At 40.8% G+C, this 22,712-nt stretch carries 20 protein-coding genes; 10 read left to right on the plus strand and 10 right to left on the minus strand.

Going from position 1 to position 22,712, the window contains the following annotated elements:
- Nucleotides 1-97: 97 nt before the first annotated feature.
- The 3 genes from DS2_RS00345 to DS2_RS00355 all read right to left on the minus strand — a co-directional run bounded on the left by DS2_RS00345 (nucleotide 98) and on the right by DS2_RS00355 (nucleotide 4,647).
- Entirely contained in the window at nucleotides 98-1,804 is a 1,707-nt protein-coding gene (locus DS2_RS00345; RefSeq protein WP_035012583.1) for a DUF4856 domain-containing protein, read from the minus strand.
- Between the two features lie 262 nt (nucleotides 1,805-2,066).
- On the minus strand, nucleotides 2,067-4,415 hold the full coding sequence (gene feoB, locus DS2_RS00350; RefSeq protein ID WP_035012584.1) for a Fe(2+) transporter permease subunit FeoB: 2,349 nt from the start codon (nucleotides 4,413-4,415) through the stop codon (nucleotides 2,067-2,069).
- 4 nt (nucleotides 4,416-4,419) lie between these two features.
- On the minus strand, nucleotides 4,420-4,647 hold the full coding sequence (locus tag DS2_RS00355) for a FeoA family protein (RefSeq protein WP_035012585.1): 228 nt from the start codon (nucleotides 4,645-4,647) through the stop codon (nucleotides 4,420-4,422).
- Between the two features lie 533 nt (nucleotides 4,648-5,180).
- On the opposite strand from DS2_RS00355, the gene DS2_RS20990 reads away from it, so the two are divergent.
- From DS2_RS20990 to DS2_RS00370, 3 genes are all read left to right on the plus strand, one after another.
- Entirely contained in the window at nucleotides 5,181-5,852 is a 672-nt protein-coding gene (locus tag DS2_RS20990; protein ID WP_419177428.1) for a methyl-accepting chemotaxis protein, read from the plus strand.
- 191 nt (nucleotides 5,853-6,043) lie between these two features.
- Nucleotides 6,044-6,733, plus strand: coding sequence for a DUF2982 domain-containing protein (locus tag DS2_RS00365; RefSeq protein WP_035012587.1), 690 nt, complete (start codon nucleotides 6,044-6,046; stop codon nucleotides 6,731-6,733).
- Nucleotides 6,734-6,789: 56 nt separating this feature from the next.
- On the plus strand, nucleotides 6,790-8,445 hold the full coding sequence (locus tag DS2_RS00370) for a DUF342 domain-containing protein (protein WP_035012588.1): 1,656 nt from the start codon (nucleotides 6,790-6,792) through the stop codon (nucleotides 8,443-8,445).
- Here the strand turns inward: DS2_RS00370 and DS2_RS00375 are convergent.
- The 3 genes from DS2_RS00375 to xseA all read right to left on the minus strand — a co-directional run bounded on the left by DS2_RS00375 (nucleotide 8,442) and on the right by xseA (nucleotide 11,560).
- Nucleotides 8,442-9,095, minus strand: a complete 654-nt coding sequence (locus DS2_RS00375; RefSeq protein WP_035012589.1) for a TcpQ domain-containing protein — start codon at nucleotides 9,093-9,095, stop codon at nucleotides 8,442-8,444. The two genes, DS2_RS00370 and DS2_RS00375, sit on opposite strands and share 4 nt — an antisense overlap.
- Before the next feature lie 102 nt (nucleotides 9,096-9,197).
- Entirely contained in the window at nucleotides 9,198-10,133 is a 936-nt protein-coding gene (gene lpxL / locus DS2_RS00380; RefSeq protein WP_035012591.1) for an LpxL/LpxP family Kdo(2)-lipid IV(A) lauroyl/palmitoleoyl acyltransferase, read from the minus strand.
- 98 nt (nucleotides 10,134-10,231) lie between these two features.
- Nucleotides 10,232-11,560 carry an exodeoxyribonuclease VII large subunit gene (gene xseA, locus DS2_RS00385; RefSeq protein ID WP_035012592.1) on the minus strand — a complete coding sequence of 443 codons (1,329 nt, stop codon included), beginning with the start codon at nucleotides 11,558-11,560 and terminating at the stop codon, nucleotides 10,232-10,234.
- Nucleotides 11,561-11,733: 173 nt separating this feature from the next.
- Between xseA and guaB the strand changes: the two genes are divergently transcribed.
- Nucleotides 11,734-13,203 (plus strand): IMP dehydrogenase, encoded by a 1,470-nt coding sequence (gene guaB, locus DS2_RS00390; protein WP_035012593.1) that lies wholly within the window; start codon nucleotides 11,734-11,736, stop codon nucleotides 13,201-13,203.
- A gap of 79 nt (nucleotides 13,204-13,282) precedes the next feature.
- The gene (guaA, locus tag DS2_RS00395) at nucleotides 13,283-14,860 is read left to right on the plus strand and encodes a glutamine-hydrolyzing GMP synthase (protein ID WP_035012594.1); all 1,578 of its coding nucleotides are present in this window, start codon (nucleotides 13,283-13,285) and stop codon (nucleotides 14,858-14,860) included.
- An 81-nt stretch (nucleotides 14,861-14,941) separates the two neighbouring features.
- On the opposite strand, the gene folE is transcribed toward guaA, so the two are convergent.
- From folE to minC, 4 genes are all read right to left on the minus strand, one after another.
- Nucleotides 14,942-15,580: a GTP cyclohydrolase I FolE gene (folE, locus tag DS2_RS00400; RefSeq protein ID WP_035012595.1), complete on the minus strand. Its 639-nt coding sequence runs from the start codon at nucleotides 15,578-15,580 to the stop codon at nucleotides 14,942-14,944.
- Nucleotides 15,581-15,657: 77 nt separating this feature from the next.
- Nucleotides 15,658-15,921 carry a cell division topological specificity factor MinE gene (minE, locus tag DS2_RS00405; protein ID WP_035012596.1) on the minus strand — a complete coding sequence of 88 codons (264 nt, stop codon included), beginning with the start codon at nucleotides 15,919-15,921 and terminating at the stop codon, nucleotides 15,658-15,660.
- Nucleotides 15,922-15,927: 6 nt separating this feature from the next.
- Nucleotides 15,928-16,737: a septum site-determining protein MinD gene (minD, locus tag DS2_RS00410; protein ID WP_035012597.1), complete on the minus strand. Its 810-nt coding sequence runs from the start codon at nucleotides 16,735-16,737 to the stop codon at nucleotides 15,928-15,930.
- A 15-nt stretch (nucleotides 16,738-16,752) separates the two neighbouring features.
- Nucleotides 16,753-17,487: a septum site-determining protein MinC gene (minC, locus tag DS2_RS00415; protein WP_035012598.1), complete on the minus strand. Its 735-nt coding sequence runs from the start codon at nucleotides 17,485-17,487 to the stop codon at nucleotides 16,753-16,755.
- A gap of 187 nt (nucleotides 17,488-17,674) precedes the next feature.
- Here minC and DS2_RS00420 point away from each other — a divergent pair, with 187 nt between their 5' ends.
- From DS2_RS00420 to DS2_RS00440, 5 genes are all read left to right on the plus strand, one after another.
- Nucleotides 17,675-17,974 (plus strand): YcgL domain-containing protein, encoded by a 300-nt coding sequence (locus tag DS2_RS00420; RefSeq protein WP_081754137.1) that lies wholly within the window; start codon nucleotides 17,675-17,677, stop codon nucleotides 17,972-17,974.
- Nucleotides 17,955-19,016, plus strand: coding sequence for a lytic murein transglycosylase (locus DS2_RS00425; protein WP_035012600.1), 1,062 nt, complete (start codon nucleotides 17,955-17,957; stop codon nucleotides 19,014-19,016). Before DS2_RS00420 ends, DS2_RS00425 begins: the two co-directional genes overlap by 20 nt.
- Nucleotides 19,017-19,027: 11 nt before the next feature.
- The gene (locus tag DS2_RS00430; protein ID WP_035012601.1) at nucleotides 19,028-19,693 is read left to right on the plus strand and encodes a fumarylacetoacetate hydrolase family protein; all 666 of its coding nucleotides are present in this window, start codon (nucleotides 19,028-19,030) and stop codon (nucleotides 19,691-19,693) included.
- Nucleotides 19,662-20,162, plus strand: coding sequence for a YcgN family cysteine cluster protein (locus DS2_RS00435; RefSeq protein ID WP_035012602.1), 501 nt, complete (start codon nucleotides 19,662-19,664; stop codon nucleotides 20,160-20,162). Before DS2_RS00430 ends, DS2_RS00435 begins: the two co-directional genes overlap by 32 nt.
- 229 nt (nucleotides 20,163-20,391) lie before the next feature.
- The gene (locus DS2_RS00440) at nucleotides 20,392-22,647 is read left to right on the plus strand and encodes an arginine/lysine/ornithine decarboxylase (RefSeq protein ID WP_035012603.1); all 2,256 of its coding nucleotides are present in this window, start codon (nucleotides 20,392-20,394) and stop codon (nucleotides 22,645-22,647) included.
- The last annotated feature ends 65 nt before the right edge of the window (nucleotides 22,648-22,712 follow it).

Raw genomic sequence — 22,712 nt, forward strand, 5'->3', positions numbered from 1 at the left:
TTATATACGACAAAAAGGTTAGGTGTAAAACACCTAACCTTTTTATTATTGTTAACGCAACACAGCATGTATGTTTGTTGCTAACTAGCTTAGTTTCTTACCATTGAGCAGCTACTGTTGCGTCAAACGCATATGCAGTTTGTAGCTTAGTACGAGCTGTTTCTAAACCAGTGATATAGTTAGCTTTACCAGCGAGGCTAACATCTGGTTTGTCACCAACTAAGTCATTTACGATAGTAAAATCAGCATCAGATAGAGGACTTGCAGGATTAAATTGTAAGCCTAATAAGAAGCCTTTTAATTCCGACCAATGTTTAGCCAAATCTGCTGTTGGAGTTTCGTCTGAAATACCATTTAAATCAGTAACCGTATCATTAATATAATGAATAACAGTTGCAGCGATTGACTTTTCCCAAGCTAAAACGGCTTGATCGCGGTGATCTTTTAACTCATCCATTTGTGCTTCAGTGAGCGCAGAGCCGGCATTGGCGTTAATCAATGCTCGACCTTTCAAGAAACCTTCCATTGCATCTTTGGTTAAGTCAGTTGTTGCTAAGCTACCTAAATCTCGTTTAGCTGCATTGGTTGAGTTCCCAAAGTTAAACTCGCTGTTTAGGTCGATTTTACCATCGCCATTAGTGTCATAATAGCCGCTGCTCCAGCCATCGCGTCCACCTTTAGCTGCAATTTCTTCGTCAGTGTATGCTAAGTAGTCACGTGCCGCACCAAAGTAACCAAAACCTTCATCCCATTGGTGTTCTAGGTTTGTATAGGTTTTATTTTCAACAATTGCTGTGTTGTCGGCTTTCAAGCCTTTACCATCAACATCGTCACCTAAATAATCGTCAGCACCTTGTTGGAATGCCACTGCACCTAATAAAAACTTTTGGATTAATTGTTTTAAATCTTGGCCATCTGCGGTTACATAAACACTACTTACTGTACCAGCTGCAAATGCTTCGGCATTTTCCGCAAGCTTGTCTAACAAACGCAATAACAAACCTTCAGGGGTATTTTCAAAAGAGCCGCCCATAAATGCTGCAGAGAATCCTTCAAATTTGTCACCAGCTTTCCAATCTTTGTGGTCGGTTACTGAATCGTTGCCTGCAATTTTAGCTTGCAAGTTCTTACCAGTAGAAATAGCGTTGATATTTGCTTGTTCGCTGTTATCAACCAAAGTGATATCTTTTGCAAGAATTGCTGCAACATCTACACCAGCAGGTGCTTTAGCTGGATCATAAAAATAAGCATGTAACTTGGCTAAAATCTCAGCTTTTGTGGCAATATCACCATTGTTGATTTCTGTTGCTAGTGTAGAAGAAATGTAGTTGTTTAATTCTGCAATTATCGCATGACGCGCAACTTGGCCACTATAACTTACAGTGCTTTGGCCGTTACCATCGTAGAAGCCGTAATAATCTAGCTCGTCGGTTACTTTAATTACAAGCGTTTCTTCTTTTTCTGACTCACCGTCAGAAACAATTACTGGCAAGGTGATTTCAGGCGTTGCAACGCCTTTTGGCTCAAAGTCTAGGCTTTGGTCTGCCGCCAATTTTAATGTAACACCATCAATCTCAAAACGTGCATCAGCGCCGCTGGCTAGTGCGAAAGTGACTGAGTCGCCTTGATCGTCGGTAGCTGAAAGAGTGCCGATAGTTGCACCCGCTTGGTTTTCAGCAACTGTATTGCTAGATAAAGTTATGCTGTATGGTGCTGTATTGGTTTCATTATCGTCTGAACCGCCACATGCCGTAAGCGATAATGCCAAAGCTGAGAATACGACCGAGTGTTTGAAGTTAAACATATAAAGAATGTTCCTTTAAATCTTATTGGCTATGAAAATGATAGTAATTTTTATTTATGTTGGATTATACAGAAAAGTAGATGCGAATCAATATCATTTAATTAATGAAATAAATTTTATTTAACTTTAATACAGCGGTCATAAATAGCCTCTAGAAAGCAAGTTTTTATCCAGAATTCAGGTTAAATAGAGCACAGAGGATAAGTTGCTGCGGTAGATTAGGACAGGTACATCGCTTGCCTGTCCTATAGTATGGAGGGGGCTAGTGAATATTTACCACTGGAATAAGCAATGCTTCTTTTTTTGCGATCTTTTTACCATGCTGTTTCATTAGGAAGATAACGACTGAAACGAACAAGGCGCAGCCGACTAACCACATAGTGCTAAAGTAAGGGTGGTGAGCAAATGTCGCAACTTGATAGATAGTTGACGCAGTGATGTAGGCTAAACCAGTTGACCAAAGTGCGATAAAACTCATCCATTTTAAGCCTGCTTCTCGGTACATTGCCCCCATAACCGCTACGCAAGGGGTGTACAGCAGAACAAAAACTAGATATGAAAATGCGGCTGCAGTACTGCCAAATAACAATGCCATCGCCTGAAATGTACTTATTTGTACACCTTGTGCATCAGCTGCACTGGTGAGGTCTTGTTCGGTTACCACTCCCAAGCCGAGTGGATCGAAGATATTATTGTACATGTCAACCAAGTTCGCTGGTATTGTTTGCCAAGCTTCAATAAAACGTGCAGACAAACTAAATTTATTATCCGCTTCATCTGATGCTGCTACACTTGCATTTGTTGAAATATCTATTTGACCATATAGTGCATCTAAGGTGCCGACGACTGCTTCTTTGGCAAAAATCCCAGTAAAAATACCCACTGTGGCTGGCCAGTTTTGTTGTTGTACGCCGATAGGTTCAAATACTGGTGTGATGGTACGACTAATTTGACTTAACACTGATTTTTCTGAATCTTGGTTGCCAAAAGTACCGTCTGTACCCCAAGAATTTAAAAAACTTAGGAGTGTGACCACAACGACTATGGTTTTACCCGCACGCGTGATAAAACCATGCAATTTGTCCCAAGTTTTTATTAAGACATTTTTCATCGATGGCATATGGTAAGCAGGTAGCTCCATAATGAATGGGGTCAGCGTCGGCTTAAACAAAGTGCGTTTGAGTAGCATGCCAGTTAATATTGCCATAACAATGCCCAGTAGGTATAACAAAAATACAATGTTGTGGCCGCTGTTGGCGAAAAAGGCTGCAGCAAATAATGCATACACTGACAAACGTGCGCCACAAGACATAAAAGGTGACATTGCAATAGTCAATAATCTATCTTTGTGGGTGTCTAGTGTTCTACTTGCCATCACTGAAGGCACATTACATCCAAAGCCGACAATTAACGGTACAAAAGATTTACCGGGCAGGCCTACCGCACGCATAAACCTGTCCATTACAAAAGCCGCTCGTGCCATGTAGCCAGAGTCTTCAATAAAGGATAAGAAAAAGTACAACCCAGCAATCACTGGGATAAAGGTTGCAACTAATTGAACGCCACCACCTATACCATCACTTAATAGGGTGACTAACCAAGCGGGCAATCCGAGTGATTGATAAAATAGCGCGGCGCCTTCAACAAATACAGCTGCAAAGCTAATATCAAAAAAGTCGATAAATGCGCCGCCGATATTTATGGCAAAGATGAACATGCAATACATCACTAGCAAAAATATCGGAATTCCTAACCAACGGTTAAGCACGACATCGTCAATATAATCGGTCAGTGTGCGTTGACCATTTTGTTGTTGCTGACAGACTTGCTCAACCCAAGATTGAATGACTTGGTACCTTTGATTCGCTTTAATAGTTTGATATGCATCATCAAATTGATTGAGTAGCGCTTGTGCATCTGTTTGGTCTGATACCCATTGATTTAGTACGTCAAGCCTTTGCTGACTATTTGCATTGACCAGCTGGGTTAATTGTTCTGCTGTAAATTGCTTAAGAGCAGGCGCGCTATCGCACAATGTTTTAATTGTTGGGGGGTGGCTAAGTTCAGATGGTGCAACAACCAAGGATTGTTTGTTTGATAGGCTTTTACTTATTTGACCCTTAAGTTCGTCGATACCTTGGCGTTTTGTTGCAGAAATTGTTACCACCGGCAAACCCAGTAATTTTGACAGTAGCTGGCTATCTATGTGAATACCTTGTTTTATCGCGACATCTTGCATATTGAGTACAACTATCACGTTGGCACCCATTTCGACTAACTGTGTGGTTAGGTACAAGCTGCGTTCAAGTCTAGTGGCGTCAACAATGTTGAGAACTAAGTCGCCTTGGTTATTTTCGAGATAATCTCTGGCAATTTTTTCATCGAGTGATAATTCATGATCGTCGTTATCTAACGAATAGGTACCGGGTAAATCTGTCACTTCAACTGACTGATTATTGTTCAGTTCGGTAATGCCTGTTTTCTTTTCAACAGTAACGCCAGCCCAGTTACCTACTTTTTGCTTTGAGCCAGTCAATAAATTAAATAGCGTAGTTTTACCACAGTTTGGGTTACCGATTACGGATACTGAATTTGCTTGTGCTGTTTGCATATATTTATTTGATCTCTACTTCTATCGTTTCCGCCTCAGCTTTACGTAAACTCAAGCTAAAACCTCTAACTTCGATTTCCATTGGGTCTCCTAATGGTGCTAGGCGCTTTACTTTTATATTGGCACCCGGTGTCATTCCCAAAGACAGTAGCTTTTTTCTGAATCCAGCTTCGCTAGGTGATATCGACACTACAGTCGCATTTTGTCCTACCGGAATGTTGTTTAATGTCATCGTTACCATCAACCTATTTGAATTTACATACTCGCAGTATATTGCAAATGATTGTGATTATCATCTGATAACTTAGATTAAAGTTAATTGAGATTTTTCCGATAAAAAACTGTTCAAGTTCGCGGACTTAATCTAAAGTTAAGTTTAATATTGTAACTACACCATGCATTTGCTTGTTTTATAAACAATATTTAGCAATCGGCTTGAGTGGCTTTAGATGGTTTAAAATTGCAATATAAATAAGAATTTGATAAAAAATTTAATAAAAATCATTTGTTTAATGTAATAAAGGGTCGGATATGCTGAGTTGGATGAAACCTGCAATACCTGCTGGCAAAACTTTGGTTGACCAGTCTGAACTAGTCGAATTAGAAAAAAAAGCGGCCTTGCTGGATAGCTTGTTGGAAAGTGACGCCTATGACGTAGCAGAGCAGATTAGAGCAAACGCGACTAACGTCAATTATTCTAACCAAGAAGGTTTAGAAATGATTGAGCGCAGTTTTGATATGGTTAAACACTTTATCGAACAGTCGATGGAAATAGAAAATATTGCTAAAAACTCACACGAGGCAGCAGCTGAAACATCTAATACTAGTGAAGAATGCATTGCTGAGCTGGCAAATTTAGTCAATAACATACGAAGTTCAGCGCAGTACATTTCTGAATTCACTCAGTTATTATCAAACCTTGAAGAAAATAGTAAAAATATTGACCACTTGGTTGAATCGATTAAAGGCATTGCTGAGCAAACCAATTTACTTGCCTTGAATGCTGCAATTGAAGCTGCAAGGGCTGGTGAGCATGGTCGAGGTTTTGCGGTTGTTGCTGATGAAGTTCGTTCACTGGCGAATACAGCAAATCACTCAGCCGACCAAATTCAAACTGAAATGCGCAAAATAATGGATATTTCTGGTTCGATTATTACTAAACAAAAAGAAGTTGAAGAGTTAATCGACAACAGTGTCACCATTGCTGATACCACCAGTGACCAGTTAAATTCTTTGGTGCAAGTGGCAAAAAGTAGTGCTGAATCTATGGCAAACATGATTGAGCAAATAAAAGTTCAGTTGGAAAATTCTGAAGCAATTCAAGAAACAATGCAGCAATTAGTTAGCCAAACTCATGGCGCAATTGAGGGGGCTAATGCTAGTTCGACTTTAAGCACTGAGTTGCTGCAAAATTTAGAAAGTATTCGCCGATATTAAGGTGGGATAGGGCTTTGTTTGCAAAGCCCTATTGATAAGCGACTTAACCTACATGTTAAATAAGTTGTATAAGTTAATTTGGCCAGATTGCCCAAAATGTAGGAAATGGCGCTTAATGTTTGTTTGGGGGGCGTGCATGCTGTGGTACGTGTTAGATGTTTATCTGCCCCAACTAACAGGGTAATAATTTTATGGCTGAGTTTGATACTGTTTACATAAAGTCATCAGCAAAACAGCACGGCTATAGCCTAGCTTTGTATAGCGGCATAGGTTTTGTTCTTTCTTTACTGCTTTTTATTCAATTTTCCCACCTAGCAGAGCTACCGTTATTGTTTTTAATGATGTGCTCGGTCGTTGCTTTTGTTGTGGCTCTGTTTAAATTACAAGAGCCAGACTTAAGTTTTATGTTGAACAATCAGGGCATTCTTTATCATCACAAGCGCGGGTTTATGTTAGTGGAGTGGTCTAACATTCGGCGTATCGGTATTCCTACTGTCCAGCATGGTCTAGAACAAAAAGAACTTGCTTACATCGGTGTTAACCTTATTGATTCTGAAAAAATATTGAGTGCAGTCAGCCTGCGACTTATCTCCCATTTATTAATGGAGCAAAGGGCCATTTTACATAAGTACTTGTTGGTCGATTGTCCAACTGGTACGTGTCCAAGTGAAATTACTTTAAATACTGACCCTTACAAGTCTAGCTCTGGTCAAGTATATAAAGGATTGAGAGGAATGTTTGCTCATCGCATGGATTGGTTAAAAAAGTTAAGTGGATATGACTTATTAATCCCTGAAACAGCATTTGATCGTAGCTCGGACGAGTTTGCAAAATTGTTAAGGCAGTATAAATCTGAAGCGGAAAAATTTGAGAATAGTTGATATTTATGTTTAATTGATGCTAATGAAAAGAATAGAAGTTTGGGTTGCAGAATTAAATGTCGCAGTTTCAATTTAAAATTAACGACAATAATCAAGTAGTCGCGACAACAGAAATTGACTCAAATTGCACTGCCATCAAAGAGAGTGTAATTAAAGAGCATTTTACCAAGAGTGAACATTGCGATTGTTATATGCTCGACGATTTGGTCGCCGAATATGCGGCTTTGTATAATCAAAAGCTTATTCCTCCTCCCTCTGAACCTATCCAATTTGAAGCCCCAATTGCTGAAAAACGCGATGCGAAAGTAAACGTAGTTGTTTCAGCTGATGCGATGTCAGCCAAAATTGAAATTACTGGCCCCTATGGTGGCAAGGCGCTTACCAGTAATCAAGTTATGCGTATTATCACTAAAAACGGTGTGACTATGGGGGTGAATAAAGCTGAAGTTGAAAAAATATCGCTGGCAGCTGAACAAAGCAAGCCAGGACAACTACTGAGTGCAGACATAGCTAAAGGTCAGCAACCTGTAAAGGGGGATGACAGTTGGTTTGAACCGCTGACAAAAAACGCGCGAGATAGAATCTTACAACCGCAAGAGGTGAATGAAACCGGCAAGGTTGATATGCGTGATCTAGGGGAGTTGATTTCAGTTAAACCTGGTGATGCGCTTGTTCGACGACATTTACCAACCCATGGAAAACCTGGGTTTACAGTCAAAGGAGATGCACTGTCAGCGGTGCCGGGTCAATTGATAGATTTTGATATTGGTGATGGCACTCAACTGGCCAGTCATGATGAAAATTTGCTGGTGGCCCAAGCTGCTGGCTTGCCTTATGTTACTGCTAAAGGGGCTAGAGTTGATGATGTACTGGAACTCAAAGGCGTTGATGTTTCAACAGGACACATAGATTTTGACGGCGGTGTGATTGTTAATGGTGATGTTGCTGAAGGCATGCGTTTAAAAGCTAAAGGCAATGTGACAATCAATGGGTTTGTTGAAAATGCACTGATTGAAGTTGACGGTGATGTAACTGTTTTAAACGGTATTATTGGTCGTAAAGTAGATACTGAGCATGTTGATGACAACACTGAGTTTGCATGTGTTATTAAAGCAACAGGCGTTGTGTGCAGTAAGTATATTCAATATGCGAAAGTGATTAGCAGCAAGGAAGTGTTTTTTTCAAGCCAGCTATCAAATGTATATGTTAAAGCTCGAGCTGTTGTTGGTGGAACCGAGCAGACACCTTTAGGCAAAATTATTAGTGGTTATTTTGATGTGCAAGACTTTTTATCTTGTGCGTCGATTGGCGCGCCAGCATCGACTGCATTGCATGTCCATTTATATTCTAATTTTCAATCTGATGTCACAAAGAAACAAGCAGTATTTAGTCGTTTAAAAGTTAAAGCGCACGAACTAGAGCTGTTACGAGCAAATTGGTTAAAGTTAAAAGAGCAGGGAATAGGTGAAGATAAAAATGCTCAGATTGCAGCCAAATACAAAGAACGAGAGTTAAAAGTTAAGAAACTCAAAAAAGCATATTTATTATTAGAGAAAAAAATTCAGCAACAGTTTAAACAAGTTTACGTGTATGCGAGTCGGACCATGTTTAGTCATATTCACATTCACTGTGGCGAGTTGAATAAACTAACCACAGGTGAACATACAAACAGCCGAATCAAAGTTGTTGAGCGCAAATTTGTTCGAGTTTAGCGAAACAAGCGCCATTTTGTTGAATCTGCCGAGCGCGCGGGGGCACAGTTTTCTCTGACATAGTGTTCCACAACATCTGTGACCACTAAAGTTCGCTGAAGTGGGCAAAAGAATGCGTGCACATCACGCTCAAAGTCGCTGTCTATTGCTGTGCTCATCTTGTACAGCGTACCAACTGTGGTTTCTTCCACCCTAAATGGTAGTTTTACAACAAAATCTCTTTCAAGCCACCAAATTAAGTGCATGTTCTCTTCTGCCGCCATTTCGCGCATGCGTTGGCGCAAGGTATCACCTTGGACAAATCGACGGTTTTTCATTTTGCCAACCCAAGCGCCACTGACTGAGCGAGTGGAAACGCCAATTTTCTGCAGTTCTTGAGTTAATGTGCTGTCGGGCTTTTTTAAATCAATGACATATTGTTCGTCACCACCAGCCATGGCCTTGTCATATTTTTCTTTTAGCTCGGAATAAAAATTACCAAAACCTTCCATAGCTTTTTTACCTGCCTCTTTGCTGCCAGTTACAGCCTCATTTTGAGATGCAGAGCTAATCGTCTCTCTTGTAACTATTGGGCTGTCATACATTATGATGTATGCGCCTAAAATTATGAGGACAATGGCTGCGCTTGCATGCCTAATCCAAAACCACATAACAAGAATTCCGTTGAAATAAGTTCTCCAAGTGCCGACAGGTTATAAAAATGTTGGGTAAATTTCAATCATTTATATGGTAAACCAATTGACGGATAACGATTATTTAGGAGAGCGAGCATAAACAGACGGGTCTTGTTTGTCTGGTCTGGTTTTGAAACGTCGATGCAACCACATATATTGTTCAGGTGCTTGGCGAATACCTTGTTCAATCATTGCGTTAATGCGTGCTGCATCTGCTTCGTCGTCACCGCTGGGGTAATTGTCTAAAACTGGACTAATGGTGATTTTGTAACCTTGTGCATTTGGCAATCTTTGAGGATGGACAATTACCACTGCACATTTTGACTGCCCAGCAAAAAGGGTTGTGCCTGTGGTGGTGCAAGCTTGCTGTTCTGCAAAAAAAGGAACAAAAGCGCTGCGGCGACGGCCATAATCTTGGTCTGGCAAATAAATGCATGCTTCGTTATCGGCTAGTGCTTTGAGTAAACCTTTGACATTTTTAGCTCCGATTAGATATTTATTGTCTCGTGCTCGGCCATGGTACTGGAAGTACTCCATCAATGGATTATTGTGCGGACGATAAAAAGCAACATTTGGGTGTTTTTGCCCTAGTACTCGGCCACAAATTTCTAAACACATCATGTGATAAGCGATGAGTAAAACACCTTTTCCTTGTTTTTTCGCTTCTTCGATATGCTCAATTCCTTCGTAATGACACAGTGGCTTGAGCCGCCATTTAGGCCAAAACCAACCCATACTAGATTCAAAAAATGCAATACCAACTGAATCGAAGTTGCGTTTAAGCATATTGTTTTTGGCCGATTCAGACAGCTCAGGAAAACAAATATCAATGTTTGTTTTAGCGATATGTCGTCGGCGTTTGGCTATGTAATAAAGCAGCCGCCCGATAACAACACCTAAACCAAGCTGCAGCCGATAAGGCAGCCAACTAACGATATATAAAATGGTGATACCTAGCCAAGTCAACCAATACTTTGGTAAGAAAAATCGCCAACTAAATTGTGGTTCTTGCAAAACAAATATCCTAATAAGCACACTGCGAGGGCATTTTATGTAGATAACTAACCGACTGCAAGCGATAAAGGCAAATGTCACACAGCGTCGTATTCAGCTTATTTACTCACCACTTGGCTGGTAATCACCCCGTCTGCCACTGTGTGTTCTAAAGTGTCACCAACGGCAACTTGGGTGACAGACGTTATCGCTTTACCCTGATGTTGAGTTATTGAAAAACCTCGACTTAAGGTATTCAATGGGCTGAGTGAGTGCAGTCGTAGCGTAAGATTTTGTAGTTGGTCAGATTTTGAATAAAGCGACTTTTCCAACGATGTGTCTAAATTTTGCGCTAGGAATGTTAGTTGCTGCTGTTGCTGATTTAATAAAAACTTAGGGTTGTGCTCGGCTAATTTCTGCTGCAATCGTGCAAGCCTATTGGTGTTATTTTGTAGGTTCAAGTTTACCTGTTGCACTAATCTAAGCTCTGCTTCGTCTAACCATTGTTGCTTAATTTGAATCTGGTTTTGTGGACTTAAGTGCGTTAATTGCTGTTTGGCTGAATTTAGTCTAGTCACTAAAGCCATATATTGCTTGTCGAACGCTTGTTCTAGTTTATGTTGTAAGTGAGGCAATTGCGTTTGAATATCCAAGCTAGTCTGGCTTACTAACTCAGCTGCGGCTGATGGTGTTGCGGCTCTGATATCCGAAACAAAATCACAGATGGTAAAGTCGGTTTCATGGCCGACTGCACTAATGATGCAAGTATTCGCTTGATGAATAGTGTAAGCAAGCGTTTCATTATTGAATGCCCATAAATCTTCGATTGAGCCACCGCCACGCCCAACAATAATAGCGTCATATTTATCATCTTGGCAGGCCCAAAACAATTTTTGGCAGATATCCATTGCTGCTTGCTCGCCTTGAACTAAGCAAGGGTATATGTCGACCTCAATGTGTGGTGCGCGTCGTTGTAATATACTGAGAATGTCGTGAATAGCCGCACCTTTTGCTGAGGTGACAATCGCCAGTCTTTCAATGTTTTTGGGCAGAGCTTGTTTGTAATCAGCTGCAAATAAACCTTCTTCTGTTAATTTTTTCTTGAGCGCTTCAAACTCTAGTTGCAATTTACCTAAACCTGCCGGTTGCATTGACTCGACAATCAGCTGGAATTCACCACGAGGTTGATACAGGCTAGCGTTAGCTCTAACCAATACTTGCGAGCCATTTTCAACGGCAAAGGAGAGGCGATTGTTTGCGCTGCGAAACATTGCACACCGAACTTGAGCTCTGTTGTCTTTTAGCGAAAAATACCAATGTCCGGAGCTGGCTTTAACTAGATTAGAGATTTCGCCTTCTAACCAAATGTAGCTAAAATTTTGTTCTATTAGATATTTTATTTGCCCATTTAATTGGCTGACAGAAAGTACATTTGCGGATGATGTCATATGGCTTCAATCAAGCTTTTAATAACAGATTAGTCGGTAATGGTAAGATGATTTGTGCTGCATAGGCAAATTTAATCGAAAATAAATAAAATATCGGTTTACCTAACCCTTCAAAGTCGTTAAAATTCTGCCGCAACTATATATACCCCATAACCTTTTGGTGAGAAGTTGCAATGCTAAGAATCGCTAAAGAAGCTTTAACGTTTGATGACGTTCTCCTTGTACCCGGTCATTCGACCGTGTTGCCGCATACTGCGGATTTAACGACCCAACTAACTAAAAAAATTCGCCTAAATATTCCGATGTTATCTGCCGCTATGGATACAGTAACAGATGCGCGTTTGGCTATTGCGTTAGCGCAAGAAGGCGGGTTAGGTTTTATTCATAAAAACATGACAATTGAAGAGCAAGCTGCTCAAGTACGTCAGGTTAAAAAGTTTGAATCTGGTATCGTATCTGATCCGATCACAGTTTCGCCAGAAATGACCATTCAAGAAGTAATTGCATTATCTGAGCAAGTTAAATTTTCTGGTTTTCCAGTTGTTGATGCCGACAAAAACCTTGTTGGTATTTGTACTGCGCGAGATATTCGCTTTGAAACCAATTTACAATTGCCCGTCACCTCAATCATGACACCTAAAGATAAGTTAGTGACTATCAAAGAAGGTGAAAAATCAGAGGTGATTTTAGACTTAATGCATCGCCACCGTATTGAGAAAGTATTGGTCGTTGATGATGCATTTAAACTTGCTGGCATGATTACTGTAAAAGATTATTACAAAGCAGAAAATAAACCAAATGCATGTAAAGACGAATTAGGTCGTTTACGTGTTGGTGCCGCTGTTGGTGTTGGTGCAGGTACAGATGAGCGTGTAAAAGCCTTAGTTGAGGCTGGCGCTGACGTGATATTAGTTGATACTTCTCATGGCCATTCACAAGGTGTTATTGACCGTGTTAAATGGGTACGTGAACAATTCCCAAATGTTCAATTAATAGCTGGTAATGTAGCAACAGCAGAGGGTGCTATCGCATTAGCCGATGCAGGTGTTGATGCGGTTAAAGTTGGTATTGGCCCTGGCTCAATTTGTACTACACGTATTGTAACTGGTTGTGGTGTACCACAAATCACTGCAGTTGCTGATGCCGCAGGCGCATTGGCTGAACGCGGTATTCCAGTTATCGCCGATGGTGGTATTCGTTTCTCGGGTGACGTCGCAAAAGCATTAGTTGCTGGTGCGAGCTGTGTAATGGTTGGTTCAATGTTTGCGGGTACTGAAGAAGCGCCTGGTGAAGTTGAATTATTCCAAGGCCGTTATTACAAATCATATCGCGGTATGGGTTCGTTAGGTGCGATGAGCCAAAAAGAAGGTTCAAGTGACCGTTATTTCCAAAAGTCTAACGAAGCAGACAAATTGGTACCAGAAGGTATTGAAGGCCGAATTGCTTACAAAGGACCATTGTCTAATATTATCCATCAACAAATGGGCGGCTTGCGCTCAGCTATGGGTCTTACTGGCTGTGGCACAATTGAAGCTTTAAATACCAAGGCTATGTTTGTAAAAATTACTTCTGCTGGTATGGGTGAATCACATGTTCATGATGTGCAAATTACCAAAGAAGCTCCGAATTACCGCTTAGGTTAAAAGTTAATCGCTAATTAATTCTAGGGCTAGCCTTTGACAAAAGGCTGGCCTTCTTCATTTATAAGACTGGATATTACCAATGAGTAAAAATATTCATGACAGCCGAATTCTTATCTTAGATTTTGGTTCGCAGTACACTCAATTAATTGCTCGCCGAATTCGTGAAATAGGCGTTTATTGTGAACTTTGGGCATGGGACGTTACCGCAGAACAAATTAAAGAATTTAATCCAAACGCGATTATTCTTGCTGGTGGCCCTGAATCTGTTACCGAAGAAAATTCGCCTCGTGCACCTGAATATGTTTTTGAGGCGGGAGTTCCTGTGTTGGGGATCTGCTACGGCATGCAAACCATGTCACACCAACTTGGTGGTTCGGTTGAAGTTTCTATGGAGCGTGAATTTGGTTACGCGCAAGTAGAAGTCGTTTCAGAATCTGCATTGGTTAAAAATATAGAAGACTCTATCGCAGCTGACGGTAATGCGTTGCTAGATGTATGGATGTCACACGGCGATAAAGTAAGTGCAATTCCTGCTGATTTTAAAGTAGTGGCACAAACTGAAAATTGCCCGTTTGCAATTATGTCGAACGAAGAAAAACGTTTTTACGGTGTTCAGTTCCATCCTGAAGTAACTCATACTAAACAAGGTATGCGTTTGTTAGAAAACTTCGTTTGTAATATTGCTGGTTGTGAAAAGCTTTGGACTTCTGCTTCTATCATTGAAGACGCTATCGCTAAAATGAAAGCACAAGTAGGGGATGACGAAGTTATTTTAGGCCTTTCTGGTGGTGTCGATTCATCAGTCGTTGCTATGCTGTTACACCGAGCGATTGGCGATAAGTTAACTTGTGTATTTGTTGATAACGGTTTATTGCGATTAAACGAAGGTCAGCAAGTTATGGAAATGTTTGGTGATCACTTTGGTTTAAACATCATTAAAGTTGACGCTGAAGATCGTTTCTTAGAGCGCTTAGCCGGTGAAGATGACCCTGAGAAAAAACGTAAAATTATTGGTAACGTTTTTGTTGATGTTTTTGAAGAAGAATCGAAAAAACTAGCCAATGCTAAATGGTTAGCTCAAGGTACGATTTACCCTGATGTAATTGAATCAGCAGCATCTAAAACTGGTAAAGCACATGTGATTAAATCACACCATAATGTAGGTGGTTTACCAGATTACATGAAACTTGGTTTGGTTGAGCCATTACGCGAATTATTTAAAGATGAAGTGCGTAAAATCGGCTTAGAATTAGGTTTGCCGTACGACATGTTATATCGTCATCCATTCCCAGGCCCAGGTTTAGGTGTACGCATTTTAGGTGAAGTGAAGAAAGAATACGCTGATCTATTGCGTCGTGCCGATGCTATCTTTATCGAAGAGTTACGTGCAGATGGCTTGTACGACAAAGTGTCGCAAGCATTTACTGTATTCTTACCTGTACGCTCTGTTGGTGTTATGGGCGACGGCCGTAAATACGACTGGGTTGTCAGTTTACGTGCAGTAGAAACCATAGACTTTATGACAGCTCACTGGGCACACTTGCCGTATGATTTCTTAGGTAAGGTTTCTAACCGCATTATTAACGAAATTGATGGTATCTCACGGGTTGTTTACGATATCTCTGGTAAGCCGCCAGCGACAATTGAGTGGGAATAAGTTTTCCACTTAACTTTAAAAAATTCGAAAGCCGCTGATTTCAGCGGCTTTTTGTTATTAACTGAGTTAACGAAGCAAATATTACCTTAAAAACTCTTGCCGAGTACTTGGGTTGGTTTTAAATAATCCACCTAACGCTGTGGTTTGTGTCAGTGAATTTGCATCCATAACCCCGCGCGCTTTCACACAAAAGTGGGTTGCTTTAATCGATACCGCAACGTCGTCTGTTTCCAACAAAGTTTGTAACGCAATTAAAATTTGTTGGGTTAACCTTTCTTGCACTTGTGGACGCTGAGCAAAAAAGCGCACAATGCGGTTTATTTTTGATAAACCAATCACTTTATCTTGTGGAATGTATGCAACTCTTGCATAACCGTCTATGGTAATAAAATGATGTTCGCAGGTGCTGCTGACGCTAATTTGATCTACCGTGATCATTTCGTCTACACCCATTTTATTTTCTATATCTGTTATTTTAGGAAAGTTGTCGTAATTTAACCCACCAAAAATCTCATCGACATACATTTTGGCAATGCGCTTGGGCGTTTCTGATAATGAATCGTCGGTTAAGTCTAGGCCAAGTAATTGCATCACATTGCTCATGTGCTCTGCAATTTTAACTTTTTTTTCTTCAGGTAAAAGTGATGTGTCGACCTGGGGGGTTTCAAGGTTTCTAGCAATTAAAGCTTGTTTGACTTTTAAAGCTGCTTCACTAGCCATTGGTTACTCCGTTTGCTGCTATGTCGTTTTACAGGGTATACGGGTAAAACGACATGTTAGTTTTGCAGCACGCTAATTTATTTGTCGTCATCCGGCAAGGTAACGTTTAGCTCTAGTACCGACAAATCATCTTCATTTTGTTCAAGTTGAACTGAAATCGCACTAGAGTCGATATTCATGTAATACTTTCGTATTACTTCAAGTATATCTTTTTCCATTGCGCTCAGCGTTTCAGAAGTATCATCGGCTCTGCGTCGTTGCGCTACAATAATCTGTAAACGCTCCTTAGCTTGGTTTGCCGCGGTTGTTTTCTTTGGGCGAAAATAACTTAGTAATGACATAGTCCATTAACCTCCGAATAAGCGTTTAAAGATGCCTTTTTTCTCTTCCTCAATAAAACGATATTCTACTTCATTACCTAACAATCGCTCTATCGTGTCCACATAAGCTTGGCCCGCATCGCTTTGTTCATCCAAAATAACCGGTTCACCAACGTTAGAAGCACGCAATACTGCTTGTGATTCAGGGATGACACCAATTAGTTTAACCGCAAGGATTTCGCTCACGTCTTCAACACTTAACATATCGCCACGTTCAGCTCGACCAGGATTGTAGCGAGTTAACAACAAGTGTTCTTTTACTGGGTCTTTACCTTGCTCTGCTCGGCGTGATTTAGAGGCTAAAATACCTAAAATACGGTCAGAATCTCGAACAGACGAAACCTCAGGGTTTGTTACAACAATGGCTTCGTCAGCAAAGTATAACGCCATTAAAGCACCTTGCTCTATACCAGCAGGGCTGTCACAAATAATATAGTCGAAGGTTTCGGATAATTCATTTAAAACGCGTTCAACACCTTCACGGGTAAGTGCGTCTTTATCACGTGTTTGCGAAGCCGGTAAGATATACAAACCATCTACTCGTTTATCTTTAATCAAGGTTTGATTTAAGTTTGAGTCGCCATTTATTACATTTACAAAATCGTAAACTACACGGCGTTCCACGCCCATGATTAAATCCAAATTACGCAAACCGATATCAAAATCGATAATAACTGTTTTAAAACCTTTTAGGGCTAAACCCGTGCCTAATGCAGCGCTTGACGTGGTTTTGCCTACACCGCCTTTACCAGAGGTCACAACAATAATACGAGCCATTTAATTACTCCCTCACTAAATCTCTAAACTTGAAACGGTAATTTTATCACCGTCTAAATAAATACATGCGGACTGTTTCCAACACACTTTTTGTAGTTGTTCGCTCGTCCAATAATTGCCGTTTATGCTAATTAATTCTGCTTCAACTTTATGCGCAAATATACGCGCTTCGTTGTTACCTTTAGCGCCCGCAACCGCTCTACCACGCAGTGCACCATATACATGGACATTGCCATCTGCGACAACTTCTGCACCATTGCTGACTGCGCCGATTACAACTAAGTCAGTGTCTTTGGCATAGATTTGCTGGCCGGAACGCAAATTCTGTTTAACCACCATTGCTGGTTTATAGGTAGGTACTTCAACTTCTACAGGTACTTCAACTCGTTCGTAGCGAACTTGAGTTTGAACCTGTCCATTGTTGTCGGTGGTAACTGGTTGAGCTTTTGCTGCGTTTAGGGTGGCTAAACCAGCGGTTTTCGCAGCTGCTTTTTGCTCATCGGTTGCACCAGAAATACCAACAACAACCAAATTTAAATGTTCGAATGTTTGTTTTAGTTGTTGAAAGTCGACCGCTTCACCATTTAATTTTTCTATGTTTACCACTATTGGCGCCATCATAAAAAATTGTGGTGCTTGGGAAATTTTACTTTCCAATGCCTGCGCGGCGGCTGTTAAATCATTATTTTGCAGATGCAAAACTGACAGGGTGAAACCACTGCCTTTAAGTTCAATATTGGTATCTGACATTGTTGGTATTGTTATTTTATTTGCTCTGTGAAAGTTAGCGGGCACATGAGATTGTGCTATATAAACTTGCTCAACATGGTATAGTGCACCCCTTATGAACGCAAGCTTTTATCACGTTTATCCCCAAGTAACTTGGGTTTAAAGCTTGTACAATCTGGTCTTTTCTATTCAGCTAGGGTGAATCATTGTGCTCTGTTACATATATCGAAGTTCAAAAAAAGAAGATACCTACTTATATTTAGCAAAAAAGGATGATTTTGCGCAAGTTCCTGAACCCCTAATGCAATCTTTCGGTCAGGCGCATTTTGTGATTATATTGGATTTGTCGAAGAAGAAACGTTTGGCGCTTGCAGATATTGATAAGGTCAAACAAGAGTTATCCGACAAGGGGTTTTATTTGCAATTACCGCCACCGAAAGAGAACCTGTTGGATGAACTGAAAGCTTATGTGAAAAAGGATCTAAACAATGAAAAAAATTCTGACTAAATTTGGTTTAACTAAACTAATAGCATCAGCGGTTTTACTTGCAGTTTCACCTGTTTCAATTGCTGCAGAGTATGATCCAGTCGCTGACGAAAAAAAGTTTAATCAATTTGTGACTGATTTAAGGGCTGAGGCACTAAAAAAAGGCTATTCAGCAGAGTTAGTCAATAAAGCGTTTTCAGATGTTAAGTTTAAGCCAAAAGTCATTAAAGCAGATCGCAACCAACCTGAGTTTGTTGAAACATTAGAAACCTATTTACCTAAGCGTGTGCCAGAATGGAAGGTTGAGCGCGCTCGGGCTAAATACAAAGAACATCAAGCTTTGCTCGAGCAGATTGGCCAAGAGTATGGCGTACAGCCTAGGTTTATTGTCGCCTTGTGGGGGCTTGAAAGTAATTTTGGTAAGATTCAAGGCAACTATCCAGTGGTGTCTTCATTGGTTACGTTAAGCTACGATGGCCGCAGAGGTGCATTTTTTAAACGGCAACTATGGGATGCTTTAGATATCGTTCATACGGGGCAAGCGCCTTTTGAAAAACTTAAAGGTTCATGGGCAGGGGCTATGGGGCAAGCTCAGTTTATTCCTAGCTCATTTAAAGCTTATGCTGTTGATTACGACAAAGATGGTATTAAAGATATCTGGTCTAATCCTGCGGATGTGTTTGCCAGCGCGGCCAATTATTTAAAAAGTGAAGGCTGGAATGACAATTTAACTTGGGGTCGCCAAGTAAAAGTGCCAGCAGATTTCGATTTTAGTTTAGCCATACCCAAAAGTACTAATGGGCGCTCGCATTGGTTAAAAAAATGGAAAGAAACTGAGGTCGACTTAGCAACTTGGCAGGCAAGGGGCGTGCGCAGAATGGATGGCAGTGATTTGCCCAAGGTTAATATTAAAGCCGCTATGTTGATCCCTGATGGTGAAAAAGGTCGAGTTTATTTAGCCTATGATAACTACAAAGTGCTGATGCACTGGAATCGTTCGTATTATTTTGTTACGACGGTAGGTTATTTGGCAGATAGAATCGGTTATCCGGCGATTAAATAAGGCTAGTTAACATGACATATCAGCACTTAGATATAGATGGTAAACCCATTGATTTGCCTGTAGGTAAAGTGGTTTGTTTGGGCGGCAACTATGCAGATCATATTGAAGAGATGTCGTCTTTGGTAACGGAAGAGGCGGTGATTTTTATGAAACCTACAACCGCACTCGTGCCATTGACGCCGTCGTTTTCGATACCAACAGAGCAAGGTGATTGCCATAACGAAACTGAAGTCGCGGTACTGATAAAATCATCTCTAACCCAAGCAGATGAACACCACTGTTTATCTGCAATTTGGGGACTAGCCATAGCGCAAGATTTAACCTTGCGAACAGTGCAAAAGCGTTTGAAAAGCCAAGGTAGACCTTGGGAGCGCGCGAAAGCGTTTGACGGATCATGTCCTATATCTGGCTTTGTGCCTGTGTCAGCCATTGCGAATCTGCAAGATATTGATTTTTCACTGGCGGTAAATGGTCGTGCTCGCCAACAATCAAATACCAAGTTGATGGAACACAGTATTGCAATGGCATTGGCAGAAATTAGTCAGCAATTTACCCTGTTACCAGGTGATATTGTGTTAACGGGTACGCCTGCTGGTGTCGCTAATCTTAATGTAAATGACCAACTAAATTTGAAGTTTGACCGATATGAATTCGAAACCCGCATTTTGGGAAGTTAAAAAGCTCGAAGAAATGACTCGAGCTGAATGGGAACAGATTTGCGATGGCTGTGGTAAGTGCTGCCTGCATAAGTTTATCGCCGATGACTCGGTTGAGTCTTTAACAACCACAGATTATATAGACGATGGTGAGCAGTTGGAATATACCAATGTGGTTTGCCAGTATTTAAACGATAAAACTTGTTCTTGTACTGTCTATTCTGAACGGCGCAGGTTAGTGCCTGATTGTGTTGAACTTACCCCAGAAAACTTATCTGATATTTTTTATATGCCACCTAGTTGCAGTTATCGTCGTTTGCAAGAAGGGCGAGGGCTGGCATCTTGGCATCCTTTGTTAAATAAAGGCAAAAAATCTAAGATGCATCAGGCGGGTATAACTGTTCGAGGCAAAGTGTTAAAAGATAATCAAGTGGATATCGATTTTTTCGAGGATTACATCGTTAAATGGCCTTTGAAGGATATTGACTAGGGCAGTAAAAAAATTCAAAAAACGCTTTTCATTTAGGCTAAATGTGTTTTAATTCGCGCCAGACGAGCTGGCGTAAGTTTCCTTTCTAAGACGTACCCAAGCAGAGCGGTCAGGTAGGCAAAGTTGTCCCAATTTAATTGGTGAATAGCCTGTTTATTCTTATGTCCGTACTCTGCACATACCTTGATATTAATGTGTATTCGCGGACACATAACCGTGAGATATACGTATGAAATTTAAATTCCCTATCATTATTTTTGACGAAGATTTTCGAGCCGAAAACATTTCTGGTTCAGGTATTCGAGAACTTGCTGAAGCTATTGAAAATGCTGGCATGGATATTGTCGGATTAACAAGTTACGCTGCGCAAGGCTCAATTGCACAACTATCAAGCAGAGCCAGTGCATTTATCTATTCAATTGATGACGACGAACTTCTAGATGAAGATGAAATGGCTAATCCACAGGCATTGGCAAGCATGCGCCTTTTTATTGCAGAGGTTAGACGCCGTAACCCAGATATTCCAGTATTTTTGTATGGTGAAACCCGTACATCGCGACATATTCCAAGCGATATATTGCGTGAATTGCATGGCTTTATTCATATGTTTGAAGACACACCAGAATTTGTTGCGAAATATATTATTCGTGAAGCGAAAAAGTATTTGCAAGCGTTAGCTCCGCCTTTTTTTAAAGAGTTGGTGCGATATGCTGAGGATGGATCCTATTCATGGCATTGCCCGGGGCACTCTGGTGGGGTGGCTTTTTTAAAGAGCCCGGTAGGACAAATGTTTCATCAATTTTTTGGTGAAAATATGTTGCGTGCCGACGTATGTAATTCGGTCGATGAGTTGGGGCAATTATTGGATCATACTGGCCCTATTGCGGCCAGCGAAGAAAATGCGGCGCGCATTTTTAACTGTGATCACCTATTTTTTGTCACGAATGGTACATCGACTTCAAACAAGATAGTGTGGCACTCAACTGTTGCACCCGGTGATATTGTTGTTGTTGATCGTAACTGCCATAAATCAATTTTACATTCGATCATCATGACAGGCGCGATACCCGTGTTTTTAATGCCAACGCGCAATCATTACGGCATAATTGGGCCAATTCCCAAGTGTGAATTTAGCGCTGAAGCGATCAAAGCTAAGATCGCAAAAAATAAATTTGCGGCCAATGCTAAAAGTAAAACACCACGCATTTTAACTATTACTCAAAGCACGTATGACGGCGTGTTATACAATGTTGAGCAAATCAAACATGAACTAGATAACTATATCGACACGTTACATTTTGACGAAGCTTGGTTACCGCATGCGACATTTCATGAATATTACCAAGATATGCATGCGATTAGCCAAACCGGTGAGCGAGCGGACAATACGGTAATATTTGCAACACAGTCGACCCATAAATTATTAGCAGGGTTGTCGCAAGCGTCGCAAATCTTGGTACAAAATGCGAGTTTACGTCAGTTGGATACGCATAGGTTCAACGAATCGTATTTAATGCATTCGTCAACCAGCCCACAGTATTCGATTATTGCATCTTGTGATGTTGCCGCGGCTATGATGGAACAGCCTGGCGGCCGTACTTTAGTTGAAGAATCAATCAACGAAGCAATTGAATTTAGGCGTGCTATGCGCAAAGTAGACCATGAATATGGTGAACATGATTGGTGGTTTAAAGTTTGGGGGCCCGATAGCCTGCCTGAAGAAGGGATTGGTAGTCAAGATAACTGGATTATTCGTCAGCAGGACAGCTGGCACGGGTTTGCTGACATATCTGAAGATTTTAATATGTTAGATCCGATAAAAGCTACGCTGGTCACGCCTGGACTAGATATTCATGGTGAGTTCTCGAAATTAGGCATTCCCGCTGTGATTGTGACTAAGTATTTATCCGAGCATGGCATAGTGGTTGAAAAAACTGGGCTGTATTCATTTTTTATCATGTTTACCATAGGTATTACTAAAGGCCGATGGAATTCGCTGGTTACAGAGTTGCAGCAGTTTAAAGATGATTATGATGCAAATATACCTTTGCACCGAGTGATGCCACAATTTGTCGGCAAATGCCCACAATATGCGCGAGTTGGCCTGGCTGACTTATGTCGGCAAATACACGATATGTATCGTCGTTACGATGTTGCTCGAATAACCACGGATATGTATTTGTCGGATATTGAAACTGCAATGTTGCCAGCAGATGCCTGGGCAAAAATGGCCCATAGAGAAGTAGAGCGGGTGAGTATTGATGAGCTAGCGGGCAGAATTACCGCAATGCTGGTAACACCTTATCCTCCAGGGATCCCACTAATGGTCCCAGGTGAGCGCTTTAATGCAACCATAATAAAATATTTGCAGTTTGCGCGAGATTTTAATAATGAGTTTGCAGGTTTCGAAACCGATGTACATGGTTTGATAAAGCAACAAGTTGATGGTGCTTTAAAGTATTATGTCGACGTTGTAGTTGAATAACTAACTGGTTATTCAGAGTTTGGGTTAACTATAAAAAATGGCAGCCTACTAGGCTCTACTAGGCT

Origin of the sequence: Catenovulum agarivorans DS-2, from assembly GCF_000568405.1 — a bacterium.
In the GTDB taxonomy this organism is placed as follows: domain Bacteria; phylum Pseudomonadota; class Gammaproteobacteria; order Enterobacterales; family Alteromonadaceae; genus Catenovulum; species Catenovulum agarivorans_A.

Bases quoted from the DNA above. Each gene is read 5' to 3' on its own strand.
- DS2_RS00345 (WP_035012583.1), bottom strand. From the start codon at position 1,804: ATGTTTAACTTCAAACACTCGGTCGTATTCTCAGCTTTGGCATTATCG.
- feoB (WP_035012584.1), bottom strand. From the start codon at position 4,415: ATGCAAACAGCACAAGCAAATTCAGTATCCGTAATCGGTAACCCAAAC.
- DS2_RS00355 (WP_035012585.1), bottom strand. From the start codon at position 4,647: ATGACATTAAACAACATTCCGGTAGGACAAAATGCGACTGTAGTGTCG.
- DS2_RS20990 (WP_419177428.1), top strand. From the start codon at position 5,181: ATGGAAATAGAAAATATTGCTAAAAACTCACACGAGGCAGCAGCTGAA.
- DS2_RS00365 (WP_035012587.1), top strand. From the start codon at position 6,044: ATGGCTGAGTTTGATACTGTTTACATAAAGTCATCAGCAAAACAGCAC.
- DS2_RS00370 (WP_035012588.1), top strand. From the start codon at position 6,790: ATGTCGCAGTTTCAATTTAAAATTAACGACAATAATCAAGTAGTCGCG.
- DS2_RS00375 (WP_035012589.1), bottom strand. From the start codon at position 9,095: ATGTGGTTTTGGATTAGGCATGCAAGCGCAGCCATTGTCCTCATAATT.
- xseA (WP_035012592.1), bottom strand. From the start codon at position 11,560: ATGACATCATCCGCAAATGTACTTTCTGTCAGCCAATTAAATGGGCAA.
- guaB (WP_035012593.1), top strand. From the start codon at position 11,734: ATGCTAAGAATCGCTAAAGAAGCTTTAACGTTTGATGACGTTCTCCTT.
- guaA (WP_035012594.1), top strand. From the start codon at position 13,283: ATGAGTAAAAATATTCATGACAGCCGAATTCTTATCTTAGATTTTGGT.
- folE (WP_035012595.1), bottom strand. From the start codon at position 15,580: ATGGCTAGTGAAGCAGCTTTAAAAGTCAAACAAGCTTTAATTGCTAGA.
- minE (WP_035012596.1), bottom strand. From the start codon at position 15,921: ATGTCATTACTAAGTTATTTTCGCCCAAAGAAAACAACCGCGGCAAAC.
- minD (WP_035012597.1), bottom strand. From the start codon at position 16,737: ATGGCTCGTATTATTGTTGTGACCTCTGGTAAAGGCGGTGTAGGCAAA.
- minC (WP_035012598.1), bottom strand. From the start codon at position 17,487: ATGTCAGATACCAATATTGAACTTAAAGGCAGTGGTTTCACCCTGTCA.
- DS2_RS00425 (WP_035012600.1), top strand. From the start codon at position 17,955: ATGAAAAAAATTCTGACTAAATTTGGTTTAACTAAACTAATAGCATCA.
- DS2_RS00430 (WP_035012601.1), top strand. From the start codon at position 19,028: ATGACATATCAGCACTTAGATATAGATGGTAAACCCATTGATTTGCCT.
- DS2_RS00435 (WP_035012602.1), top strand. From the start codon at position 19,662: ATGAATTCGAAACCCGCATTTTGGGAAGTTAAAAAGCTCGAAGAAATG.
- DS2_RS00440 (WP_035012603.1), top strand. From the start codon at position 20,392: ATGAAATTTAAATTCCCTATCATTATTTTTGACGAAGATTTTCGAGCC.